Origin of the sequence: Streptomyces sp. NPDC006259, assembly GCF_042870975.1 — a bacterium.
Taxonomy (GTDB): domain Bacteria; phylum Actinomycetota; class Actinomycetes; order Streptomycetales; family Streptomycetaceae; genus Streptomyces.
On record NZ_JBIAHY010000002.1, the window covers coordinates 588,553 to 608,525 of the forward strand.

The following is a 19,973-nucleotide window of genomic DNA, read 5'->3' on the forward strand; positions in this document are numbered from 1 at the left end:
CCTCGCGGCGGCACGCGGACCCGGTGGTGGCGCGGGATTCGGCGGTGGCGGTGCGGGCGGCACGACCCGCGGCGGCTCAGCTGTGGGCGCGGTTCATCTCCCAGGGCGCCTGAGGCAGGACCTCGCCGGTCTCCAGCAGTGACTTGAGGTTGGCCAGCACCGCGGGCCAGCCGTGCGAGATGCCGCCCAGCATCTCCCGGTCGGGAAGGTTCTCGTGGGTCACGGTGAGACGGACGATGTCGGCGTGGGGTTCGACGAGGAAGGTGACCACCGACGGCTCGCGCGGCTCCGACGCGTCCGGGGCGTCGTCGAAGGTGATGACCAGGCGGGTGGGCGGCTCCGTCTCGAGCACCCGGCCGACGACGTCGACGACGCCTGATCCGTCGGCGCGACGGTGTTCCCACGCCGAGCCGGGCTCCCAGTCGGAGATGTTGGCGTGTCCCCAGTAGCGCGCGGTGAGGTCGGCGTCCGTCAGTGCCTGCCAGACCTGGTCCGAGGTCGCGCGGATGTAGGTGACGTAGACGTAGTCCGGCACGGGCGTGGTGTCGGTGGGCATGGCGTACTCCTCCGTGCCGGACGCCGGTCGGGAGACCGGATCGAGGTTCATGACTCCATTATGCAGGTAATTACCTGCATAATATCAACGGTGGCCGGCCCCCGCCGGCCCCTGGCGACCTCGGCCGGCCTGATCGGCGCATGACGGCGCGGGCCTGGTGGACAGCGGGTGTCCGCCGTCCACCAGGCCCGCGCCGCATCGCTGTCGCGATCGGGTCCTACAGCCGGTAGGGCTTCGTACGGCGGCGCAGGAACCAGGCGGTCGCGACGACACCCGTGGCGACGAGGGTGCCGCCCGCCACCAGGGTGACGGTGCCGTAGTCGTGGGTCGCGCCGCCCATGCCGCCCATCACGCCGCGGGACGGCGAGGCCGTCGCGGAGATCGTGGGCGTGGTGGCGGGGGACACGATCACCGACTGGGTGCCGGCGGTGCTGCCGCTGGAGCACACCACGACGACCGTGTGGGTGCCCCGGGAGACGTTGGACCAGGCGGCGGACTGGCTGACGCTGGTGCCCGACAGGGCCACCTGGCGTCCCTGGGCGAAGTTCGCCTGGCTGCTGTCGAGCAGGGCCGCCGTGCCCCAGCTGCCGTTGATCTGGGCGCACGCGCTGGTCACCACGGACACCGTGGAGCCGGACGTGCTGACGGAGATGCCCGAGGCCCGCGCGGCAGCGGGTTGGGCGGTCACGGCGAGGGGCAGTGCGGCGGTGGCTGCCAGGGTCAGTCCGCAGCGGGCGAGAAGAGGGGAAGTGCGCATCGGAAGTCCTCCGGCGGCACGGTTGGCGACCTTGCGCCGCCGAGGGTCGGGTACGCCCGTGCTGCCTTCAGAGGCAGCCAATGTCGCCCCGGCCCGGCCCGCACCCCGGCCGCGGCCGGGCAGGTGACAGGTTCGTCCGGACGGCCCAGGGGGACGCCCCGCCCGCTTGCGCCCCTACGGCCGGACCTCTCGTCGACGGGGTGGGTCGTCGAGCGCGCGACGGTCCGGGCACGGCTCGTCCACACGGTCATGGCCGCCTCCCGGCCGCCGCTCGCCGAGGGGCCGGGCGAGCCGTGCGGACCGGGGGCGGTCCGAGCCGTTCGGTCCGAGGGCGGTCCGAGGGCGGTCCGGGGGCGGAAACCGGCTCCGGTCGGCTCCTGTCGTCACGGCGGGCTGCCCGTCGTCACCGCCCGCTCCGTCGTGAACGCCCCCCAGGTCCCGTCCGGCAGCCGGGCCCGCAGCCGTACCCGGTGCTCGGCACCGGCTTCGCGCCCCACGTAGAAGCTGTGGGCCGCCTCGTCGCGCGGCGGGGTCCCGCCCCAGAGCAGCGAGGTGGCCGGCTGTCCGTCGAGCTGGATCTGGTACTCCGTGACGACCCCGTCCACCCGCGGCGGCACCCACACCAGGTCGATGTAGTACGCCCCGTCGGCCCGGTGGGTCGCCGCCCGGAAGGCCGCGGGCGCGGTGTCCCGTCCCTCGTCGGCGCCCGGCGCCGTGCTCAGTCGCACGGCCGCGCTGGCGGGCGAGAGGTTGTCGGCCGCGTCCCGCGCCCGGACGGTGAAGGAGTACCGGGTGGCCGGCCGCAACCCCGTGACGACGGTCGCCGTCTGACCGCCGCCGACGCTGTGGATCTTCGTCCCGCCCTGGAAGACGTCGTACGACACCACCTTCCGGTCGTCCGTGGCCGCCGTCCAGGACAGCTGGACGGCCCGGCTCCCGGCCGCCCGGCCCGTGGCGCCGCCCGGCCGGGACGGGGCCGAACGGTCCGCCGCGACCGCCGCCGGAGTCGTGGCCCGCGCCTCCCGGCTGCGCGGCCCCAGCCGGCCCGCGTCGTCACGGGCCCGGACGGTGAAGACGTACGCGGTGGACGGTGTGAGACGGGTGACGTCGAGCATGTGCGCGGAACCGGGCACGTCCCCGACCTTCGTGGTGCCCCGGTACACCTCGTAGGCGCCGGCCGCCGAGAGCGCGTTCCACATCACGTGCACGCTGGTCGCGCTGCCCGCCTCGGCGGTGACGCCCGTCGGCGCGCCCGGCGCCCGTCCCTCGTCTGCGCCACCCGGTGCCGCGCAGCCGCAGCACAGGACGAGCACCCCTCCGCACAGCACAACGCGTCGCACGCTTCGCCTCCCGACCCGGCACGGCGGCAATGGTCCGGACCAATATGGCTCGTCGGTGCGGGCACATCAAGAGGGTGTGGGGCGCGAGGTTGGCGGGCGGCGCGGGGAGTTACGTATGCTGGAGGCTTCTCGCGGCTGAACTCCCCCTGGACCGCAGGCGGTTCACGCCGGTGACGCGGGCCGCTGTCGTCGCTGATCCCGCGTCGGCGGGGCGGCCGGGCGGCCGATGCCGAGAAGGCGCCGGTCCCCGGCCCCTGTCGCACCGTCAGAACGGCGGCCCGGCGCGCAAATCGCCTAAATCACTGCTCCGTACGGCCCTCTCGGGCTGGACCCCGGACCTGACCGGCCTCACATTGGCCGAGTGTTCGTCCCAGTCCCCGACGAGAGGGCCCCTCAACGTGCGTGTTCAGTCGCTGACGCTGGCCGTGGCCGGTCTCGCGCTGCTGGCTCCGGCCCCACCGCCCGCCGCCGCGTCCCGAGGCTCCGACGTCCCCCGCGGACCGACGGCACGGCAGCAGGAGGGGCCCGTGAGCGCCGCCGAGCTGCTGGCCCGGGTGCGGGACTGCACCCCCGTCTCCCGGGGCCGCTACCGCACCGATGCCGACGCCCCCGCGACGATCCCGGTGTGCGGGACCGACGACGCGGTCTTCTGGACGGCCGACATGGACATCGACTGCGACGGCCGGCCCGGCCCGCGCTGCAACAGCACCACCGACCCCCTGTTCTCGCCCGCCACCGCCTTCCGCCAGTCCGACGGCCGCTACCTGAGCGCGGAGAGCCTGCCGTTCATCGTCGTACCGGGCGTGAGCCCCGTCTGGAACCACCGCGACCACCGAGTGGGCGGCGGGAGCGTCGCGGCCGTCGTCTACCGGGACCAGGTCCACTACGCGGTGGTGGGGGACGTGGGGCCGCGCGAGATCATCGGCGAGGCCTCCTACGCCGCCGCCGAGGCGCTGGGCATCCGCCCCGACCCGCACGGCGGGGGCGTGGCCTCCGGCGTCACCTACATCGTCTTCAAGGACTCGCGGGCGACCCCCATCGAGAGCCACGCGTCGGCGGGCGAGGTGGGGGAGCGGCTGGCGCGGACGTTCGTGGCCGGGCCACCCGCCGGTCCGGCGGCCGAGTCACCCGCCGGGCCACCCGCCGAGCCCCCCGCCGGTCCGGCCGCCGAGCCAACCGCCGGGCCGCAGGCCGAGTCGACCGTCGAGCCACCCGCCGGGCCGCAGGCCGAGTCACCCGCCGAGTCGCCCGCCGGGCCGCAGGCCGGCGGCGAGGCGGGCGCGGACGGGTGAGGGCGCGTGTCGGGCGGCGGGTGCGTCAGGCGGTCGGCGGGGCGCGGCCGGCGGGGCGGAGGGCGGCGGTGGGGGTGGGCGGCGGGAGCGCCCGGTCCCGCCGAGCCCGCCGCCCGGATCGCCGTCAGACCTTCCGGTAGGTGTACGCCTCCGAGGCAGCCGCCTCCACCGCGTCGAGGTCGGCTCCCGTCGACGCCGTGACGACCGCGGCCACCGCGCCCTCCACGAACGGCGCGTCCACGAGGCGGGTGCCGTCGGGGAGTTCGTCGCCTTCCGCGAGCAGCGCCTTCACGGTGAGGACGGCACTGCCGAGGTCGGTGAGGACGGCGATCCCGGCGCCGCGGTCGACCGAGGCGGCAGCGGCGGCGATCAGTTCCGCGCTGGTCCCCAGCCCGCCGGCCTCCGTGCCGCCCGCCGGGGCGACGGGCACGGCGGTGCCGCCGCCCGCGAGACCCCGGGCCAGCTCGGCGACCGAGGCCGCCACCTGCGCGCTGTGCGACACGAGCACGATTCCCACCAGCCTGTCGTCGGCCATGGCCGCGCTCACTCCCCGTTCGCTTCCGCGAGACCCGCTACCAGCAGCGCCGCCGAGGTGGCGCCCGGGTCCTGGTGCCCGATGCTCCGCTCGCCCACATAGCTCGCCCGGCCCTTGCGGGCCTGGAGCGGGGTGGTGGCGAGGGCGCCCTGCTCGGCCGCGGCCCGTGCCGCCCCGAAGCCGTCGCCGAGCGCGTCCACGGCGGGCACCAGCGCGTCGATCATCGTCTTGTCGCCGGGCGCGGCCCCGCCCAGCCGCATGACCGCGTCGACGCCCGCGCGGAACGCCGTCGCGAACTCCTCCTCGCTCACCTCGGCCGCGTCCCCCAGCGCCTTGCCGGTGCCACGCAGCAGGGTGCCGTACAGCGGTCCGGACGCCCCGCCGACGGTCGAGATGAGCCGACGTCCGGCGAGGACGAGAACGGCTCCCGGAGTCGCGGGAGCCTCCTTCTCCAGGACGGCGGTGACGGCGGCGAAACCCCGCTGGAGGTTGCTGCCGTGATCGGCGTCGCCGATCGGCGAGTCGAGGGCGGTGAGCCGTTCCGTCTCGCGGTCGACGGACGCGGCGGTCGCCGTCATCCAGCGGCGGAAGAAGTCGGCGTCGAGCACGGGATCTCCTTGCGTGGTCGGTACGTTGATCGTTTCCTCCGCCTTCTCACACACCCCAGCGCAACGCCGGCGTCCGCACAGGCGCGTCCCACAGCCGCAGCAGCTCCTCGTCGACCTGGCACACCGTCACCGAGGCGCCGGCCATGTCGAGGGAGGTCACGTAGTTGCCGACGAGCGTACGGGCGACGGCGACCCCGCGCTCGCCGAGCACCCGCTGGACCTCGGCGTTGAAGCCGTACAGCTCCAGCAGCGGCGTCGCGCCCATGCCGTTGACCAGGACGAGCACCGGGTTGCGCGGCGCGAGGTCCTCCAGCACGGCGTGCACCGCGAAGTCGGCGATCTCGCCGGAGGTCATCATGGCCCGCCGCTCCCGGCCGGGCTCGCCGTGGATGCCGATGCCCAGCTCCAGCTCGCCCACCGGCAGGTCGAAGGTGGGGCTGCCCTTGGCCGGCGTGGTGACGGCACTGAGCGCCACGCCGAAGCTGCGCGCGTTCTCGTTGACCTGCCGGGCGATCGCCTCGACCTGCTCCAGCGGCCGGCCCTCGTCGGCGGCGGCGCCCGCGATCTTCTCCACGAACAGGGTCGCGCCCGTGCCGCGCCGCCCCGCCGTGTACAGGCTGTCGGTCACCGCGACGTCATCGTCGACCAGCACTTTGGCGACCTGGATGCCCTCGTCCTCGGCGAGTTCGGCGGCCATGTCGAAGTTCAGCACGTCACCCGTGTAGTTCTTGACGATGAACAGCACCCCCGCCCCGCTGTCCACGGCCGCGGCGGCACGCACCATCTGGTCGGGCACGGGAGAGGTGAACACCTCACCGGGACAGGCAGCCGACAGCATTCCCGGCCCGACGAACCCCCCGTGCAGCGGCTCGTGCCCGGACCCGCCCCCGGAGACCAGCCCCACCTTCCCCGCGACCGGAGCGTCCCGCCGCACGATCACCCGGTTCTCGACGTCCACGGTCAGTTCGGGATGCGCGGCGGCCATTCCCCGCAGCGCGTCGGCGACCACGGTCTCCGGGACGTTGATCAGCATCCTCATGGGGTACCTCCTGGAAGAATCGGCAGGTGGATCGTGATCTGTGTTCTTGCCGCCGGCCGGACGAGGGCGCCTCACGCCGGCACGGACGCCGACTCGACGCCGCGTTCGACGACGCTCCGTCAAGTCTCCCGGACGGTGGGGTGCGAATCGGCTCAGGACCTCCTGTCCGAAGTATCGACCTTGCGGGAGCGAAGGTCACCTGAACGGGCGATCCGGCCCGCCCGGAGCGCGGTACCGCCGTCCGCCCGTCCGCCGGCCGTGGTCCACGACATGGCCGGGTACCCGGCGCCGCCGCGGGAGAGGGAGTCGACTCCTCCGGCGGACGACGCGAATCCGGGCCCCCGAGGGGCGGTCGACGGTTCAGACGCGATCCGTGGTGCGCGGCCCGCTGTACTGCTCGTCGGTGACCGGCTCCCGCCACTCGGCCTCCGGGGTGCCGTCGCCGAGCCCCTCCCACAGGGCGATGTGCTCCATGAATCGGTCCGGGACGGCGCCGTGCCAGTGCTCCTCGCCGGGCGGGCAGGTGACGGTCTGGCCGGGGTGGGCCTCGAAGACCGTGCCGTCGCGAGTGCCGATCAGGGCGGTGCCGGAGACGACGTACAGCGCCTGGCCCAGGGCCTGGGAGTGCCAGTGCGTGCGCGCGCCGGGCGAGAAGCGCACCAGGTTGGCGCGCATCCGGGACGGCTCCTGGCCCGCGTGGATCACGTCGAACCACACGTCACCCGTGAACCAGTCGGCCGGAGCCTTGACGGTGGGCTGCCGCTTGGCGAATTCCATGGTGCTTCTCCTGGCGGGGGCGCTGGTAGGTGCTCGGGAGGGGGCGGGGGCCGTTCGGAGGGCCCGTGCGGTGGGTCCCGCCGGCGTCAGCCGGCTGGGCCGGAGGTCTCTTCGGGGGTGTGCCGCCCCGGGGCGGACGTGCTGGTCCAGCTGGCGAGGATGTCGAGAGCCTCGGCGGACGGGGACGCGGGTTCCGGGGTGTACACGACCAGGGTCTGCTCGGGGTCGTCCTCGACCGCGAGAACCACGTAGTCGAGGGTGAGGTCGCCGACGAGCGGGTGGTGCAGGCGTTTGGTGCCACTGGTGTGGGCGACGACGTCGTGGTCGGCCCACATGCGGCGGAAGGCGTCGCTGCGCAGGGACAGCTCCCCGACCAGCTCGGTGAGCTGCGGGTCGTCGGGGTGGCGTCCGGCGTACAGGCGCAGCGCGGCCAGGCAGTCGCCGGCCACCCGTTCCCAGTCGACGTACAGGCTGCGGGCGGCCTCGTCGAGGAAGACGAAGCGGGCGAAGTTGCGCTCGCGGCGGGGCCGGGCCTCGAAGTCCGTGTACAGGGCGTGGGCGAGCCGGTTGGCGGCCAGCACGTCCGTGCGCCGCCCCTGGACCACCGCGGGAACGCCGAGAGAGTCCAATGTCCGGTACAGGACCGGGTGGACCCGCTGCGGGGCCGGGGGCCGCCTGCTGCGGGCCCGGGCGGGCGAGGGCTGGGTGAGGTCGAAGAGGTGCGCGCGTTCGGTGTCGTCCAGCCGCAGGGCGCGGGCGACGGCCTCCAGGACGGCTTCGGAGACGCCCCGGGTGCGGCCCCGCTCCAGGCGGATGTAGTAGTCGACGCTGACCCCGGCCAGCTGGGCGACTTCCTCGCGGCGCAGCCCCGGCACGCGGCGGGCGCCGCCGTACGGGGCGAGACCGGCCTGTTCGGGAGTGATCCGGGCCCGGCGGGTGCGCAGGAACTCACGGATCTCGCTGCTGCGGTCCATGGGACCACCGTACGGCGCCCCCCTCCAGGACGACGCCCTGAAAGGGGGCACTGCCAGACCCCCGTAACAGCGGTGCCCTCCACGGCGGCCCACGGGGCGTCCGCGGGTGGTTGCCTGGACAGCGGGCTCACCACACCGCCCACGGCATCCGCACCCGATGCAGGTATCCGCACCGGGTGCGGAAGGGCGCGGAGGAGAGCGGTCAAGCGCACGGCCCACCCACGAGCCGTACGACCCCGCCACGCCGCCGCCGAGTTGTGGAGCATGCCCGCCGAACAAGGCTCACACCTTCACCCCGAGGTACGAGGCCGCCACAACCTGCCGACCACTCCACTCCCCAACCCGTCGGGCGCCGTGCAAGGGGCCCGAAGCAAGGAATCCCTCATGAGCAAGGTCATCCTCGTCACCGGTGCCGGACGCGGTCTCGGAACGGACATCGTCCGCGAGGCCCTCGCGGCCGGCCACCGGGTCGTCGCCACCGGCCGCCGTCCCGAGGAGGTCGAGAACACCCTGGGCGGGCCGCAGGACGACCTGCTGGTCACCAGGCTGGATGTGACCAGCCCGGCGGACGCGCACGCGGCCGCGCGGGCCGCCGTCGACCGGTTCGGCCGCATCGACGTCCTGATCAACAACGCCGGGAACTTCTTCGCCGGCTACTTCGAGGAGGTCTCCCCGGAGCACATGCGGCAGCAGATCGAGACCAACCTCTTCGGCCCGATGAACGTCGCCCGCGCCGTCCTGCCCGTCATGCGCGGGCAGCGCGACGGCCACGTCATCACGATCTCCTCGCTCGCCGGTCAGGTCGGCACGGAGTTCACCTCCGCCTACGCCGCCTCCAAGTTCGGCGTAGAAGGCTGGATGGAGGCCCTGCACCACGACGTCGAGCCGTACGGCATCCGCACCACCATCGTGGAGCCCGGCTACTTCCGCACCGAACTGCTCGTGGACGCCTCCACCACCTGGCCCGAACCGACCATCGACGACTACGCCGAGCGCACCACCGCCACGGTCGAAGCCTGGAAGAGCATCGACGGGCAGCAGCCCGGCGACCCCGCCAGGCTCGCCCGCGCCCTGCTGACTCTCGCCGGCCAGGACCGGCCGCCGCTGCGCTTCGTCGCCGGCGCGGACGCCATCGAGGGCGTCACGGCCAAGGCCAGGGAACTCCTCGCACAGGTCGAGGCCTCCCGCGAACTGGGCGGGGACCTCGGCCACGAGGACACCGACGCCTGAGCGCGGTGTCCACGCCGGCCCCGGCACGAACCGGCGAAGGAGCGCGGCTCCGGCGGGACGGACGGGCAAGGCCCTCTCCACGCCGGAGCCGCGCCACCATGTGGGGCGGCCGCCACCGCACGGTCCCCGCGCGGTCGGAGGTGTGCGTACACGCGGTCGAGCGGGCCGTCCACCCGGGTGAGTCCGTGCCGGCCCTGGGGTCGGAGTGCCTTGTGAGGGTAGGGGCATCTCACCGTGTACGAGTTCTACCGAGAGGGTGGTGTCACGCCATGGCCGACGACGCCTTGCTGTTCGTCCTTCCCGAGCGCGCTCCGCGTCTGGGTGCGGCACTGGCCGCCGTCGGCGCGTTGGAGTGCGCCGAGACTCCGGCGGTCCAGGGATGGCTGCACGCGCACGGGGTCCCCGCCTCCTCCGAGTGCGTGAGGATCGTGCCGTCCGGAGCCGAGGTGCTCATTCCCGAGGACGCCGAGCGCCTGCCGGTCCCCCTGAGCGAGGAGGAGACGGTGCGGGTGGAGCACGCGTGCGCGCCCCGGTCCGTGACCGACATGGAGTCCGAGCTGCTCGGCTTCCGCGACACCACCCAGGACTGGCGCTCCCTGGTCCACCAGGCGCTCACCTCGGGGATTCCCGCACCGCGCATCGCGCAACTCACCGGCCTGGACCCGCAGGACATCGTCCGGGCCGTCAACGGCTGACTCCCCGGGGCCGGGGCCGGGGGAGTGGGGCGGTGGGGATCACCGCGATGCGGTTCCCCGTCGCCGCCCCGACTCGAAGGGGCATGGGCCGGTCCCTCGGAGAGGGCCGGCCGGCTGTGTGCGTTCCCCTCCGCACCGGCCGGCTGTCGCTGTGCCTCTCCGTGCTGACCGGCTGCCCGCGTTCTTCTCGGCGCCCGCCTCACCGCACCGCGTCGCCGGCGTCCGCGCGCCCCGCCCCCGCTCGGAGCGGCCTCGGTGCGGCAGCGCGCGGGGCCGACAGGCCGGGCCCGACGGGCCCGCGCGGTTGGCGATCACCGGGGCGGGGCATCACGACTGGGCAGGACCAGCCGCGCGAGACATGCCGCGGCCCGGCGAGCGGTCGGACCGCGAGGATGCCGGCTGTCCCAGGAGGGGAAGTGATCCGCCATGCGTGCGCACGGGCGTACCCATCGGCGTTCCGTACGAGCGGAGTATCTGCTGCCGGACGAGGCCGCGTCGGCGGGCAGGGCACGGAGGCTGACCACCGTGTTCCTCACCCGGTCCCGCCACCGGTCGGCGGCAGTGGGTGCCGGGCACATCGACGACGCGACGCTCATCGTGTCCGAACTGGTCACCAATGCCACCCGGCACGGCCGCGGTGCCTGCCGACTGCGCCTTCAGGTTTCCGTCGGGCGGGTGACCGTGGAGGTGTACGACGACAGCCCGAACCGGCCGCGGGTGCGGCCGTTGACGGCGGAGGGTGAGAGCGGGCGGGGCCTGGCCATGGTGCGGTGCCTGGCGGACCGGTTCGACGTCACCCCGGTCAGCGGGGGTGGCAAGAGGGTGCGCGCGGTCCTGGCGCTCTGAGGCCGGCCCCGCGGCGGGTTCGTCGTCCGGTGTCGGGGGAGCGGGCCGTGAGCCGCGCCCGGCGTCCCGTCGGGTCCGGCGCGGCAGGCGGTCGAGGGCCGAGGCACGGTAGGGGACGCCGCGGGTCCTGGACGGGATTGGTGCGGGCCACGGCCAACGGGTGCGCGAAACGCCCGTGCGGCCGCGACCACCCTCCGGGCCGTTCGCCTTCGCGACCGTCCTGGCGGACGGGCGACACGGTGGTCCCGGCTCGCTTCCGACGGCGGCGCGGCACCCGGGGACCGGCCGGGGCAGGTACGGGCGGGCATCGTCGGCGATCGCACACACCGGCGGTCGCTTGCCGTGCGGTTCCTCGGGTACAGCCTCTGAATGAGCATGGCAATCGCAACGCCCCGGGCCTACGGGGAGTGACTCGTTCGTGACGCACCTCGACGGCCCCGGCGACAACCCGGCGCAAGCCCCCCGTGACGGCCCCGAGGCCGTCGCACTGCAGATCGCCGACGCGGTGGAGAGCCTGACGGACCTGTGGACCGTCGCCGCGCAGAACGCGTCGCCGCGGTTGTCCCTGCATCAGCTGAGGGCGTTGCGTGCTCTGGAGTCGACGCCGGGAATGAATCTCACGGCCCTGGCGGACCGGCTGGACATCGGGCCGCCCACGACCAGTCGGCTGTGTGACCGACTGGAGGCGGCCGGCATGCTGGAACGCGCGCCCCATCCGTACAACCGCCGCGAGGTGCAGCTGAGCCTGACCGTGCCCGGTCGGCAGGTGCTCAGGGAGGTGGCCGGGCGTCGGGCACAGGCGCTGGCTCGCGCGTTGAAGGTGATGGAACCGGCCGAGAGGGCGGCGTTGAGCCGTGGGCTGAGAGCGCTTCGCGCCGCGCGGAACGCCCCGGCGCCACGGCGTGAGGGCGCGGGCGAGGACGCGGAGGCGGAGTGCCGGTGACGGAAGTCAGCGCACCGCTGCCGTACGCCGCGTGTGCCGCGCGGGCTCGATGCCGCGGCCTTTCCAGTCCAGGCAGACCACCGCGGCGTCGGCGGCGAGGTCCTTGCTGCCGAAGTGTTCGATCAGACCGGAGACCACGGCACGTGCCGCCTCGTGCGGAGGCTCCAGCCGTGTGGCGCCGAGGGTCTGCCGCAGGGCTCGGTCCCCGAAGGATCCGCCGTCGGGGCCGCGTGCGCCGTGCACGCCGCTGCTGACCACGATCAGCCGGTCGCCCGGTTCGACAGGGAACGTCTGCTCGTCGTAGAGGGTCTCTTCCAGCATGCCCAGCGGGAGCTGCGCCTCGAGTGCGATCTCCTCGATCGTGTCGTCGCGCTGGCGGTACAGCCGGGGTGAACCGGCGTCGACGGCCCGCACGACACCGGAGTCGAGGTCGAACCTCAGCAGCAGGGTCGAGGCGTACCTCTTGCCGCCGTACTGGGCGAAGAGGGCCTGGTCGGCGAGGCAGGCCTGGTCGGCGAGCCCCAGGCCGGCGCGGCGTGCGTTGCGCAGGGCGCCGACGGTGAGGCTGGTGAGCAGGGAAGCGTCCATGCCCTGGCCCATGCCGTCGGTGACCGTGAGGGTGAGGTGGTCGGCGTCGGTCGACCAGTCGAAGTTGTCGCCGCCGATGGCGTAGGCGGGCTCCAGATGGGCGCCGATGACGTACTCCTGGCGGGCGCAGCCCCGGCCGGGCAGGAGCTGCCACTGCATCTCGGCGGCGAGGGTGAGGCGTCGGGTACGGCGGGCCCGCAGGTACAGGTCGGTGTCGCGGCCCGCCGTGGTGACCTCGTGCCCCAGGGCGGTGGCGAAGTCGGCGAGCCGCAGCACCGTGCCGGGGTCGGCCGCGCCGCTGGGCAGGCGGACGGACAGGACGCCCAGCCGGTCACCGCGGACGGTGATCGGCAGGTGAACGAGGTGGGCGGGCGTCGAGCCGTTGGTGATCTCGACGACCGGGGACTGGCTGACGAAGGCGTGGCCGGCGGGCCCGTCGTGGGCGGGGACCGGGTCGCCGGTGTGCGGCAGGTCGGTGACCGGTCGCAGGACGCTCAGCGCGTAGTCGGCGAGGAACAAGGTCACTTCCTCGGCCCCGACGCGGTCGGTGAGCAGGCGGCGGGCGGTGCCGACCAGTTCGTGGGGCGCGGCGGCGCGAAGGTGGGCTTCCGCGGACAGGCCCGGCTCAGATGTGTTCACGGCGTCCACCCTCTCCCCTCGTCGCCTCCACGTCATCGCCGTGGGCGCCGGTTTTGGGACGCGGGGAATGTACGACGGACCGATTCGCCCGTCGCGCCTGAGGGGAGGCGGGGGTGTACGGCACGTCGGCCTCCACGTTCCGTGACGGGCCGGTCGGTGGCGCGGGGGTGGTGCGGCACAGCAGCAGGCAGACGTCGTCGTCTCGCTCGGAGTCGTACAGCAGGGGCTTGAGCAGCGACTCGGCCGCCACGTCCAGGTCCTGTTCCAGCTCGCGCGCGCCGAGCGAGGACAGCGCCCGGGCGAGGCGACCGATCCCGAGGTCTATCCCCAGGGCGCGGCGCTCGACCAGGCCGTCGGTGTACAGGGCGAGTGTCGAGCCGGGTGCCAGCTCGGTGCAGTGGTCCTCGTAGGTGTACGGCAGCGGAACGCCCAGCATGATCCCCGGTTTGGCGTCCAGCACGCGGACCGTCGCGTCGGGTGCCCGCACCAGGGGCGGCGGATGCCCGGCGGCTGCCCAGACGACGGTGGGATCTCCGGGCCTGAAGCGGGCGATGACCGCGGTCGCGTACAGCTCCGGCTGCTGGTGGCGCAGCAGCCGGTGCAGACGGGTGAGGAGCTGCGCGGGGCTGTCGCCCTCGACGGCGTAGGCGCGCAGCGCGGTACGCAGTTGCCCCATCATGATGGCCGCGCGCAGCCCGTGCCCGGTGACGTCTCCTATGACGGCCAGCAGGCTTCCGTCGGGCTGCGGAAAGGCGTCGTACCAGTCGCCGCCGATGTTGAGTCCGCGGGTGGCGGGGAGGTAGCGGGCGGCCAGGAGCAGGCCCTCGGTGGTGGGCAGGTCGGTGAGCTGGGCGCGCTGCAGGGCTTCGGCGGTGTCCCGGTGCTGCTCGTAACGGCGGGCGTTGTCCAGGGCGATGCCGACGCGCCGGGCCAGTTCGACCAGCATGACGGACGTGTCCGGGTCGAATCGGGGGCCGGGAGCCGTGAGCGTGAGCACCCCCAGGGTGTGGCGCACCGTGAGCGGGATGCACAGCAGCGGCTGCGCGGCGGCCAGGGTGGAGGGCGGCAGGTCGTCGACGCCGGACAGGCCGCCGGGATGGCCGGCGGCGTGCTGCGGGCGGCCGGTGCGGGCGGCGGCGACCGCCGCGGCGGGACGGTGGCCGCCTCGCGGGACCTCCTCGTCGTCGAGGATCCAGACGTCGACGTGACCGGCGTACTCGGGGACCAGCAGGCCGGGCAGTCGGCGCAGGATGTCCTCGTGGTTGAGGGACGCGGTCACGTCGGCGCTGGCGTCGGCCAGGAAGGTCAGCAGGCGCCGTGCCTTCTCCGCCTCGCCGCGGGCGGCCCGCTCGGCGTCGAGCAGTTCGCGCTGGACGAGCGCGGAGGCTTCCAGTTCGGCGTGGAGCGCCAGCACACCCTGGTTGGTCTGGTGCAGCTCCTCACGGTGGAAGCGGACCACGTCCTCCTGCTCGTCCAGCCTGCCCAGGATCGCCGCGGTGTCCTGGTCGGCGGCCAGGAAGGCCTCGGCCAGTGCCGCCCGGTCCGTGTCGGGCGTGCCGGGCGGTGCGGCGTCGGCGCGGGCGAGTGTGAGCTGCCAGGCCGGCGAGTCGTGGGAAGGGCCTCCGGCCGGGCGCACGGTGGCCTTCAGGTGTCCGTGCCCGTCGGATGCGGTGGGTCGGCCTGTGCTGACGTGCAGTTCCCAGACGCCGCCGTGGGCAAGGCACTGGCGCAGGTGCGCGGTGAGGGTGGTCAGGAAGCGGGTGCGCTCGATCGGTGGTACGTCGGCGGTCGTCGTGAGACGGGTCACGAGGACACGGGCGCGGGCCGCGTCGGCGGGTGAGCCGATCTGCCAGGTCTCGGAGGCGACGGTCATGGGCTCGGATCCGGTCGTCGGGGGCCGTTACGGCCACGCTTCCCAGCCGCTCGACGCCACCGAACGGCGCTCATCTCCTCACCCGCGACCCGGCGGTGGCGGCCGCGGTCGTCCCCCGGGAAGCCGGCGGCGACGCCCGGCCCCGGAGCGACGGCACCACCGTCTCGCAGCGCCGCCGTGACCTCGGTGACGCCCGGAACGGGGTCGGGGCGGAGGACCCGAACCGATGGCCGGTGGGCGTCGGAGGTGCCGGCGTGGACGCGCCTGCCGGCCGCGTCGCCGATCCGGAGGCCGCTTCCCGTGTCGACACCTGCTCCTCTCCCTCGTGCACACCGTGTGACCACGGAGCGGCAGGCGATCAGTCAATCATTGTCGCATGACAAACATTAGCGCTGTGCTGTGGCGCGAACAACTCGTGATCGGGCGGTGTCCGTATGACGGCCGTCACGGTCGCCGTCCGCGCCAGTCCAGACAGACCACCAGGGCGTCGTCGCGGGGGGCGGTGCGGCCCCGGTGCCCCGTCAGCTCCCGCAGGATGGCCCGAGGGACCTCTGCGGCGGGAAGCAGGCGGGTGGACATGATCGCCCGGGTCAGGGCGGCGTCCCCGTACGCCTCCCCGCTCGGCGAGGCGACCGCGTAGACCCCGTCACTGACGAAGACGAGGCGGTCCCCCGGTTCGACCTGGAACTCCTGCGTGACGTAGTCGGTCTCCTCGAACATGCCCAGCGGGAGCTGGGCCTCCAGGGCGACGCGCTCCAAGGTGCCGTCGCGCAGGCGCAGCATCTGCGGGGAGCCGGCGTCCACCACCTGGACCCGGCCGCTGGTGAGGTCGAAGTCGAACATCAGGACGGACAGGTGGCAGCGGCCCCGGTAGTGGGCGTAGACCGCCTGGTCGGCGAGAGCCGCCTGGTCGGCGAGCGGAATGCCGGCCCGCCGCGCGTTGCGCAGGGCGTTGACGGCGAGGTTCGTCAGCAGGGAGGCCTCTATGCCCTCGCCCATGCCGTTGGAGACGTACAGCATCAGCCGGTCGGCGGTCGCCGACCAGTCGAAGTTGTCGCCGAAGATGGCGTACGCGGGCTCCAGCTGCGCCCCCAGCTCGTACTCCGGGCGCGCGCAGGAACGGCCGGGAAGCAGCTGCCACTGCATCTCGGCGGCCAGGGTCAGCCGGTCCTTGCGTCGCGCCTGCAGATACAGGTCGGTGTCCCGTTCGGCGACGACCACCTCGTGCGCGAGCACCTCGGCGATCTCCGCCAGTTCCGTCAGGCAGCCGCGTGCGTGCTCACCGCCCGGGAGGGTCACCGACAGGACGCCGAGCCGGTCCCCCCGCACGGTGACGGGCAGGTGCACGCGCACCAGGCCTTCGGGACAGCCCTCGATGAACGGCTCCTGCGCGCCGAAGGCGCGACCGGCGGGGCTGTTGTGCACGGAGACCGGTTCCAGGGTGTGCGGCAGCGCGGACACCGGCTGCAGCACGGTCATGCCGTAGTCGGCCATGAACAGCTCGACGGAGTCCGCCGCGTACTGCTCGGCGAGCACCCGACGGGCGGCGTCGAGCAACTGGTGGGGCGCCGCCGTACGCAGAGCACGCTCGGCGGTCACGAATTTGTTCACGATGGTGAATACGCCTATCTGTTGTCGGAGGAGGTCAGTGCGCCCCAGGCGGGCGGCGAGGTCGTCGTGACGGCAGCGGAGCGGTCCGGCCGGCCACGGCCCGACCGCTCGCCTAGTACGCTGACGGTCATCCCGGTGCCTGCGAGAGTGTGACTGTGACTTCCTTCCGCCCCCGCCCAGAGCCAGACGAGGTCGCGCGCGTGACCTCCACGGCCGCGGAGTTGCTGGAAGTCCTGTGGGGCCGCGCCTCGACGGCACCTGTGTCGGCGTCCCAGTTGCGCGTGCTGCTCATCCTCGAGTACCACGACGGCATCAATCTGCGCACCCTCGCGGACGGTCTCGCGTCCACTCCGCCGTCGACCAGTCGGCTGTGCGACCGGCTGCAGGCCGCCGGCCTCGTCGAGCGCGTGGTCAGCGCCGCCGACAGGCGTGAGCTGCGCCTGCACCTCAGCGGCCGGGGCCGGGCGTTCCTCGCCGATCTGCGCGCACGCAGGGAGCAGGCGCTGCGGTCCGTGCTCGACCGGATGCCCCTCGCCCAGCGGGCCGCGCTGCTGCAGGGGCTCGAGGCGTTCTGTGACGCGGCGGCGGCGCGGATAGACGACGACGCCCGGGGATCCGGCAGCAGGAGCGCCTGAGCGGCCCGCCGTGACGCCGGACCCGCCCCCACCGTTCGGCGCCCGCGATCGGCGAACGGAGCGGCCTCCGCCCACCGGAACATTCCAGATCCTTCCCCCTGCACGTCCCGCCTCCACCTTCTTGCCTCACGGCTAAAGTTGTCAAATGGCAACTGTCCGCTGAGTCAACCCCTTCACGAACCCGATTACCCCCTGACGCGCCGAGCTGCGCCACTGTGGGCAACATCTCCCATGGGCGGGGCGGGGAGCCGAGGCGGCCCCGGCGGCGCGACGGCGGTTCGTCGACGACACGTGACGAGCGCCTCCGGGATCACGCCCCGCTCATCCGACGTGCCGCCTTCCGGCCGATCCTCACCCTTGGTGACCGCTTGAGTCGAAAGAAATCGGGCAACCGGAGACATCAGGGCGCCGAAGAGTACGGGAGGTAGCCACTGTGCACGCCACCGAGGCGGAACACACCCTGCTCGGAGACAACCCGACGACCGCGGAACGGGCACGGCAGATCACCCGCGAGTTCCTGCGCGGCATCGGCCCCCAGGACTCCGCCGAGGTGGACGCCGTGATGATCGTCGTGTCGGAACTGGTGACCAACGCCATCCAGCACGCCGACGGGGTCACCGGGTTCCGGTTGGGGGCCGCCGCGGACACGCTGACGATCTGTGTCGACGACGCCAGTCGCGAACAGCCGCACACGCGCCACTCCCACCCCTGGGAGCCCGGCGGCTTCGGATGGCCGCTTGTCCAGCGGCTGTCGGAAACCGTACGTGTGGACACGCGCCCGGACGGCAAGACGGTGCGCGTGATGCTCCTGCTGGCCCACTCACCCGGCCCGGCGCCACCGCACGGCCGCACCCGACACGGACCAGGGCAGACGGGAAGCCCCCGCGGGGCGGACCCGTGCCGGGGGCGCGCCGGCCCCGCTCAGGACGGGTCGGAGCGGTGGGCCGTGCGAGGGCTCACCAGCCCCGAGTCGTAGGCGAGGATCACCGCCTGCACGCGGTCGCGCAGCCGGAACTTCTCGAGGATGTGCGCGACGTGCGACTTCACCGTCGTCTCCCCGATCCCCAGCTCGACGGCGATCTCCGCGTTGGACAGTCCACGCGCGAGAGTCCGCAGGACGTCCAGTTCCCGCGCCGTCAGAACGTCCAGGCGCGGCGGGACGGGAGGCACGGCGTCCGAGGGCATGCCGGCGAAGCGCTCCAGCAGACGTCGCGTGACGCGCGGCGCGAGCACGGCCTCACCGGAGGCGACCGTACGGATGGCCGCCACCAGGGAGTCGGCCGGACCGTCCTTGACGAGGAAGCTGCTCGCTCCGGCCCGCAGCGCGTCGACCACGTGCTCGTCGAGGTCGAACGTGGTCAGGATGATGACCCGGCTGCGCAGCCCGCCCTCCGAGATCAGACGGGTCGCCTCGACACCGTCCATCCGCGGCATCCGGATGTCCATGAGGACGACGTCCGGTGACAGCCGGCGAGTCTCCTCGACGGCCTCCTGGCCGTCGGCGGCCTCGCCCACGACCGCGATGTCCGGTTCCGCCTCCAGGATGTACCGGAAGCCGGTCCGGAGCATCGGTTGATCGTCAGCCAGCAGGACGCTGATGGTTCCCATGGTGCGCGGTTCCTCCGTGGTTCGCGATGCCGTCGTGTGCGGGCAGCTTCAGTACGGCGTGGACGCAGTACCCGCCGCCCGGCCGTGGGCCGGTGTGCAGGGTGCCGCCCGTGGCGGCGATCCGCTCCCGCATCCCCAGCAGACCATGACCGGAACCGTCGCCGGCGACGGGAGGGACCGACGGGGCCCCACCGGCGCCGCCCGGCCCGTCGTCGCAGATGCGGACGTGCAGTCGATCCGGTTCCTCGTCCCACATCAGACGGACCCGGGTGCGCGTCGCACCCGCGTGCTTGACCGTGTTGGTCAGCGCCTCCTGCACCACGCGGTAGACCGTCAGATGGTGCCCGGCCGACAGCGCGACCGGCCGGCCCGACACCTCGTGATCGACGTCCAGACCCGTGGCCCGCACCGCCTCGACGAGCGACGGCAGCGCGTCGACGGTCGGCTGGGGAGGCTCCTTCGACGGCGTCGTCTCCGCCGCCTCGTCGGTGCGCAGCACATCCAGCAGCCCGCGCAGCTCGGCGACGGTGTCCCGGCCCGTCTGCTCGACGGCGGCGTGCAACTCATGCGCCTTGTCGGGGGAACGGTCCTGGATCCGGTCGGCCGCGATGGTCTGCACGATCATGAGGCTCACGTTGTGCGCCACGATGTCGTGCAGTTCACGGGCGATCCGCGCCCGCTCCCGCATCACCGCCGCCCGCGCGTTGGCGGCCTGTTCACGCTCCAGTGCGGCGGCGCGCTGCACCGCCCCGTCCCGCACGGCGGCCCGCGCCCGGGACAGCCGGCCCAGGGCCCAGGCGGCCAGCAGCAGGACGGCGTCGGTCAGCAGCGCGGCGAGCCGGTGCCCCGCGGGCGCCAGGAACGCCTCCGTCAGCGCGCTCAGCGGAATGAACACGGCGGCCACGAAAGTCGTCACCCACGGCGCGCGGCGTGCGGCCGTGAGGAACACGGCGGTCGCCATGGCCAGGTAGGTGGGGCCGATCGACGTGCCGTCCGGCCCGGCGAGCTGCGGGATGTACGACAGGTGTTGCAGCGTCCCGGACGCGAGCGCCATCACCAGCAGACTCGCCAGCGGCACCTTGCGGTGCACGGCGAGCGGCAGGCTCGACAGCAGTGTCAGGGCGAGCCACCAGTGGTCCGGCGGCCGCAGTGGGTGCGCGCCGGGCGGGATCGCCTCCGGCAGCGCCAGGCACGCTGCCGCCGCGAGAACGGCCAGCGTCACGTCCGTGACCGCGGCAGACACCTGGCGGCCCGCGAAGGACCCCGACTCTTTCATGAGGTCCACGGTAAAGGCGCTGCTCACCCGGCCCGCCCTCCCCGGGTCTGAACCGGACCGCCGTCGTTCCTCCCCAGGACCCCCTCCTTGAGGAGGAGACGCGTCACGGGCGGCGTTCGAGGACGCCACGTGCCGTCGTCCGGACGGTGGA

Annotated in this window: 19 protein-coding genes and 1 pseudogene; 7 read left to right on the forward strand and 13 right to left on the reverse strand. The window is 73.7% G+C overall.

Translation table 11 applies throughout. The features are described from left to right. Positions 1-76 precede the first annotated feature (76 nt). From ACFYO5_RS08625 to ACFYO5_RS08635, 3 genes are all read right to left on the reverse strand, one after another. Positions 77-607 carry an SRPBCC family protein gene (locus ACFYO5_RS08625; RefSeq protein WP_388705801.1) on the reverse strand — a complete coding sequence of 177 codons (531 nt, stop codon included), beginning with the start codon at positions 605-607 and terminating at the stop codon, positions 77-79. A 166-nt stretch (positions 608-773) separates the two neighbouring features. Next, entirely contained in the window at positions 774-1,313 is a 540-nt protein-coding gene (locus tag ACFYO5_RS08630; protein ID WP_388705803.1) for a hypothetical protein, read from the reverse strand. 383 nt (positions 1,314-1,696) lie between these two features. Then, a complete protein-coding gene (locus ACFYO5_RS08635; RefSeq protein ID WP_388705806.1) occupies positions 1,697-2,653 on the reverse strand; it encodes a fibronectin type III domain-containing protein in 957 nt (318 codons plus the stop codon). A gap of 398 nt (positions 2,654-3,051) precedes the next feature. Here ACFYO5_RS08635 and ACFYO5_RS08640 point away from each other — a divergent pair. Next, positions 3,052-3,756: pseudogene (locus tag ACFYO5_RS08640) on the forward strand (glycoside hydrolase family 75 protein); the annotation flags it as partial. A gap of 313 nt (positions 3,757-4,069) precedes the next feature. On the opposite strand, the gene ACFYO5_RS08645 reads toward ACFYO5_RS08640, so the two are convergent. The 5 genes from ACFYO5_RS08645 to ACFYO5_RS08665 all read right to left on the reverse strand — a co-directional run bounded on the left by ACFYO5_RS08645 (position 4,070) and on the right by ACFYO5_RS08665 (position 7,878). Beyond that, positions 4,070-4,480, reverse strand: coding sequence for a PTS fructose transporter subunit IIA (locus ACFYO5_RS08645; RefSeq protein ID WP_356564059.1), 411 nt, complete (start codon positions 4,478-4,480; stop codon positions 4,070-4,072). Positions 4,481-4,488: 8 nt separating this feature from the next. Then, positions 4,489-5,088, reverse strand: a complete 600-nt coding sequence (gene dhaL, locus ACFYO5_RS08650) for a dihydroxyacetone kinase subunit DhaL (RefSeq protein WP_356564061.1) — start codon at positions 5,086-5,088, stop codon at positions 4,489-4,491. 46 nt (positions 5,089-5,134) lie between these two features. Beyond that, positions 5,135-6,127 carry a dihydroxyacetone kinase subunit DhaK gene (gene dhaK / locus ACFYO5_RS08655; RefSeq protein WP_356564063.1) on the reverse strand — a complete coding sequence of 331 codons (993 nt, stop codon included), beginning with the start codon at positions 6,125-6,127 and terminating at the stop codon, positions 5,135-5,137. Between the two features lie 360 nt (positions 6,128-6,487). Then, positions 6,488-6,904 (reverse strand): cupin domain-containing protein, encoded by a 417-nt coding sequence (locus ACFYO5_RS08660; protein ID WP_388705810.1) that lies wholly within the window; start codon positions 6,902-6,904, stop codon positions 6,488-6,490. An 86-nt stretch (positions 6,905-6,990) separates the two neighbouring features. Continuing rightward, positions 6,991-7,878: a helix-turn-helix transcriptional regulator gene (locus tag ACFYO5_RS08665; protein WP_388705812.1), complete on the reverse strand. Its 888-nt coding sequence runs from the start codon at positions 7,876-7,878 to the stop codon at positions 6,991-6,993. Between the two features lie 384 nt (positions 7,879-8,262). On the opposite strand from ACFYO5_RS08665, the gene ACFYO5_RS08670 reads away from it, so the two are divergent. The 4 genes from ACFYO5_RS08670 (at position 8,263) to ACFYO5_RS08685 (ending at position 11,592) form a co-directional block, all read left to right on the forward strand. Continuing rightward, on the forward strand, positions 8,263-9,108 hold the full coding sequence (locus tag ACFYO5_RS08670) for an SDR family oxidoreductase (RefSeq protein WP_388705815.1): 846 nt from the start codon (positions 8,263-8,265) through the stop codon (positions 9,106-9,108). Positions 9,109-9,377: 269 nt separating this feature from the next. After that, positions 9,378-9,803 carry a DUF6003 family protein gene (locus tag ACFYO5_RS08675; protein WP_356564562.1) on the forward strand — a complete coding sequence of 142 codons (426 nt, stop codon included), beginning with the start codon at positions 9,378-9,380 and terminating at the stop codon, positions 9,801-9,803. A gap of 426 nt (positions 9,804-10,229) precedes the next feature. Continuing rightward, positions 10,230-10,649 carry an ATP-binding protein gene (locus ACFYO5_RS08680; RefSeq protein ID WP_356564564.1) on the forward strand — a complete coding sequence of 140 codons (420 nt, stop codon included), beginning with the start codon at positions 10,230-10,232 and terminating at the stop codon, positions 10,647-10,649. 418 nt (positions 10,650-11,067) lie between these two features. Beyond that, complete coding sequence (locus ACFYO5_RS08685; protein ID WP_388705820.1) at positions 11,068-11,592, forward strand: MarR family winged helix-turn-helix transcriptional regulator; 525 nt, start codon at positions 11,068-11,070, stop codon at positions 11,590-11,592. Between the two features lie 6 nt (positions 11,593-11,598). Here ACFYO5_RS08685 and ACFYO5_RS08690 read toward each other — a convergent pair whose 3' ends face one another. The 3 genes from ACFYO5_RS08690 to ACFYO5_RS08700 all read right to left on the reverse strand — a co-directional run bounded on the left by ACFYO5_RS08690 (position 11,599) and on the right by ACFYO5_RS08700 (position 16,303). Next, complete coding sequence (locus ACFYO5_RS08690) at positions 11,599-12,828, reverse strand: PP2C family protein-serine/threonine phosphatase (protein WP_388705823.1); 1,230 nt, start codon at positions 12,826-12,828, stop codon at positions 11,599-11,601. Further along, a complete protein-coding gene (locus ACFYO5_RS08695; protein WP_388705826.1) occupies positions 12,806-14,692 on the reverse strand; it encodes a PP2C family protein-serine/threonine phosphatase in 1,887 nt (628 codons plus the stop codon). The genes ACFYO5_RS08690 and ACFYO5_RS08695 overlap by 23 nt, the downstream gene beginning before the upstream one ends. Before the next feature lie 444 nt (positions 14,693-15,136). Further along, positions 15,137-16,303, reverse strand: coding sequence for a SpoIIE family protein phosphatase (locus ACFYO5_RS08700; RefSeq protein ID WP_356564569.1), 1,167 nt, complete (start codon positions 16,301-16,303; stop codon positions 15,137-15,139). Positions 16,304-16,503: 200 nt separating this feature from the next. Here ACFYO5_RS08700 and ACFYO5_RS08705 point away from each other — a divergent pair, with 200 nt between their 5' ends. Beyond that, positions 16,504-16,938, forward strand: coding sequence for a MarR family transcriptional regulator (locus tag ACFYO5_RS08705; RefSeq protein WP_356564571.1), 435 nt, complete (start codon positions 16,504-16,506; stop codon positions 16,936-16,938). 433 nt (positions 16,939-17,371) lie between these two features. Continuing rightward, the gene (locus tag ACFYO5_RS08710; protein WP_388705830.1) at positions 17,372-17,914 is read left to right on the forward strand and encodes an ATP-binding protein; all 543 of its coding nucleotides are present in this window, start codon (positions 17,372-17,374) and stop codon (positions 17,912-17,914) included. Here the strand turns inward: ACFYO5_RS08710 and ACFYO5_RS08715 are convergent. Then, positions 17,860-18,546, reverse strand: a complete 687-nt coding sequence (locus ACFYO5_RS08715; RefSeq protein ID WP_388705833.1) for a response regulator — start codon at positions 18,544-18,546, stop codon at positions 17,860-17,862. The two genes, ACFYO5_RS08710 and ACFYO5_RS08715, sit on opposite strands and share 55 nt — an antisense overlap. Next, positions 18,518-19,822 (reverse strand): sensor histidine kinase, encoded by a 1,305-nt coding sequence (locus ACFYO5_RS08720; RefSeq protein ID WP_388705836.1) that lies wholly within the window; start codon positions 19,820-19,822, stop codon positions 18,518-18,520. The genes ACFYO5_RS08715 and ACFYO5_RS08720 overlap by 29 nt, the downstream gene beginning before the upstream one ends. Positions 19,823-19,973 lie beyond the last annotated feature (151 nt).

Coding starts and splice junctions, on each gene's coding strand:
- ACFYO5_RS08680 (WP_356564564.1), top strand. CDS start 10,230: ATGCGTGCGCACGGGCGTACCCATCGGCGTTCCGTACGAGCGGAGTAT.
- ACFYO5_RS08715 (WP_388705833.1), bottom strand. CDS start 18,546: ATGGGAACCATCAGCGTCCTGCTGGCTGACGATCAACCGATGCTCCGG.
- ACFYO5_RS08670 (WP_388705815.1), top strand. CDS start 8,263: ATGAGCAAGGTCATCCTCGTCACCGGTGCCGGACGCGGTCTCGGAACG.
- ACFYO5_RS08675 (WP_356564562.1), top strand. CDS start 9,378: ATGGCCGACGACGCCTTGCTGTTCGTCCTTCCCGAGCGCGCTCCGCGT.
- ACFYO5_RS08695 (WP_388705826.1), bottom strand. CDS start 14,692: ATGACCGTCGCCTCCGAGACCTGGCAGATCGGCTCACCCGCCGACGCG.
- ACFYO5_RS08660 (WP_388705810.1), bottom strand. CDS start 6,904: ATGGAATTCGCCAAGCGGCAGCCCACCGTCAAGGCTCCGGCCGACTGG.
- ACFYO5_RS08630 (WP_388705803.1), bottom strand. CDS start 1,313: ATGCGCACTTCCCCTCTTCTCGCCCGCTGCGGACTGACCCTGGCAGCC.
- ACFYO5_RS08645 (WP_356564059.1), bottom strand. CDS start 4,480: ATGGCCGACGACAGGCTGGTGGGAATCGTGCTCGTGTCGCACAGCGCG.
- ACFYO5_RS08625 (WP_388705801.1), bottom strand. CDS start 607: ATGAACCTCGATCCGGTCTCCCGACCGGCGTCCGGCACGGAGGAGTAC.
- ACFYO5_RS08665 (WP_388705812.1), bottom strand. CDS start 7,878: ATGGACCGCAGCAGCGAGATCCGTGAGTTCCTGCGCACCCGCCGGGCC.
- ACFYO5_RS08720 (WP_388705836.1), bottom strand. CDS start 19,822: ATGAAAGAGTCGGGGTCCTTCGCGGGCCGCCAGGTGTCTGCCGCGGTC.
- dhaK (WP_356564063.1), bottom strand. CDS start 6,127: ATGAGGATGCTGATCAACGTCCCGGAGACCGTGGTCGCCGACGCGCTG.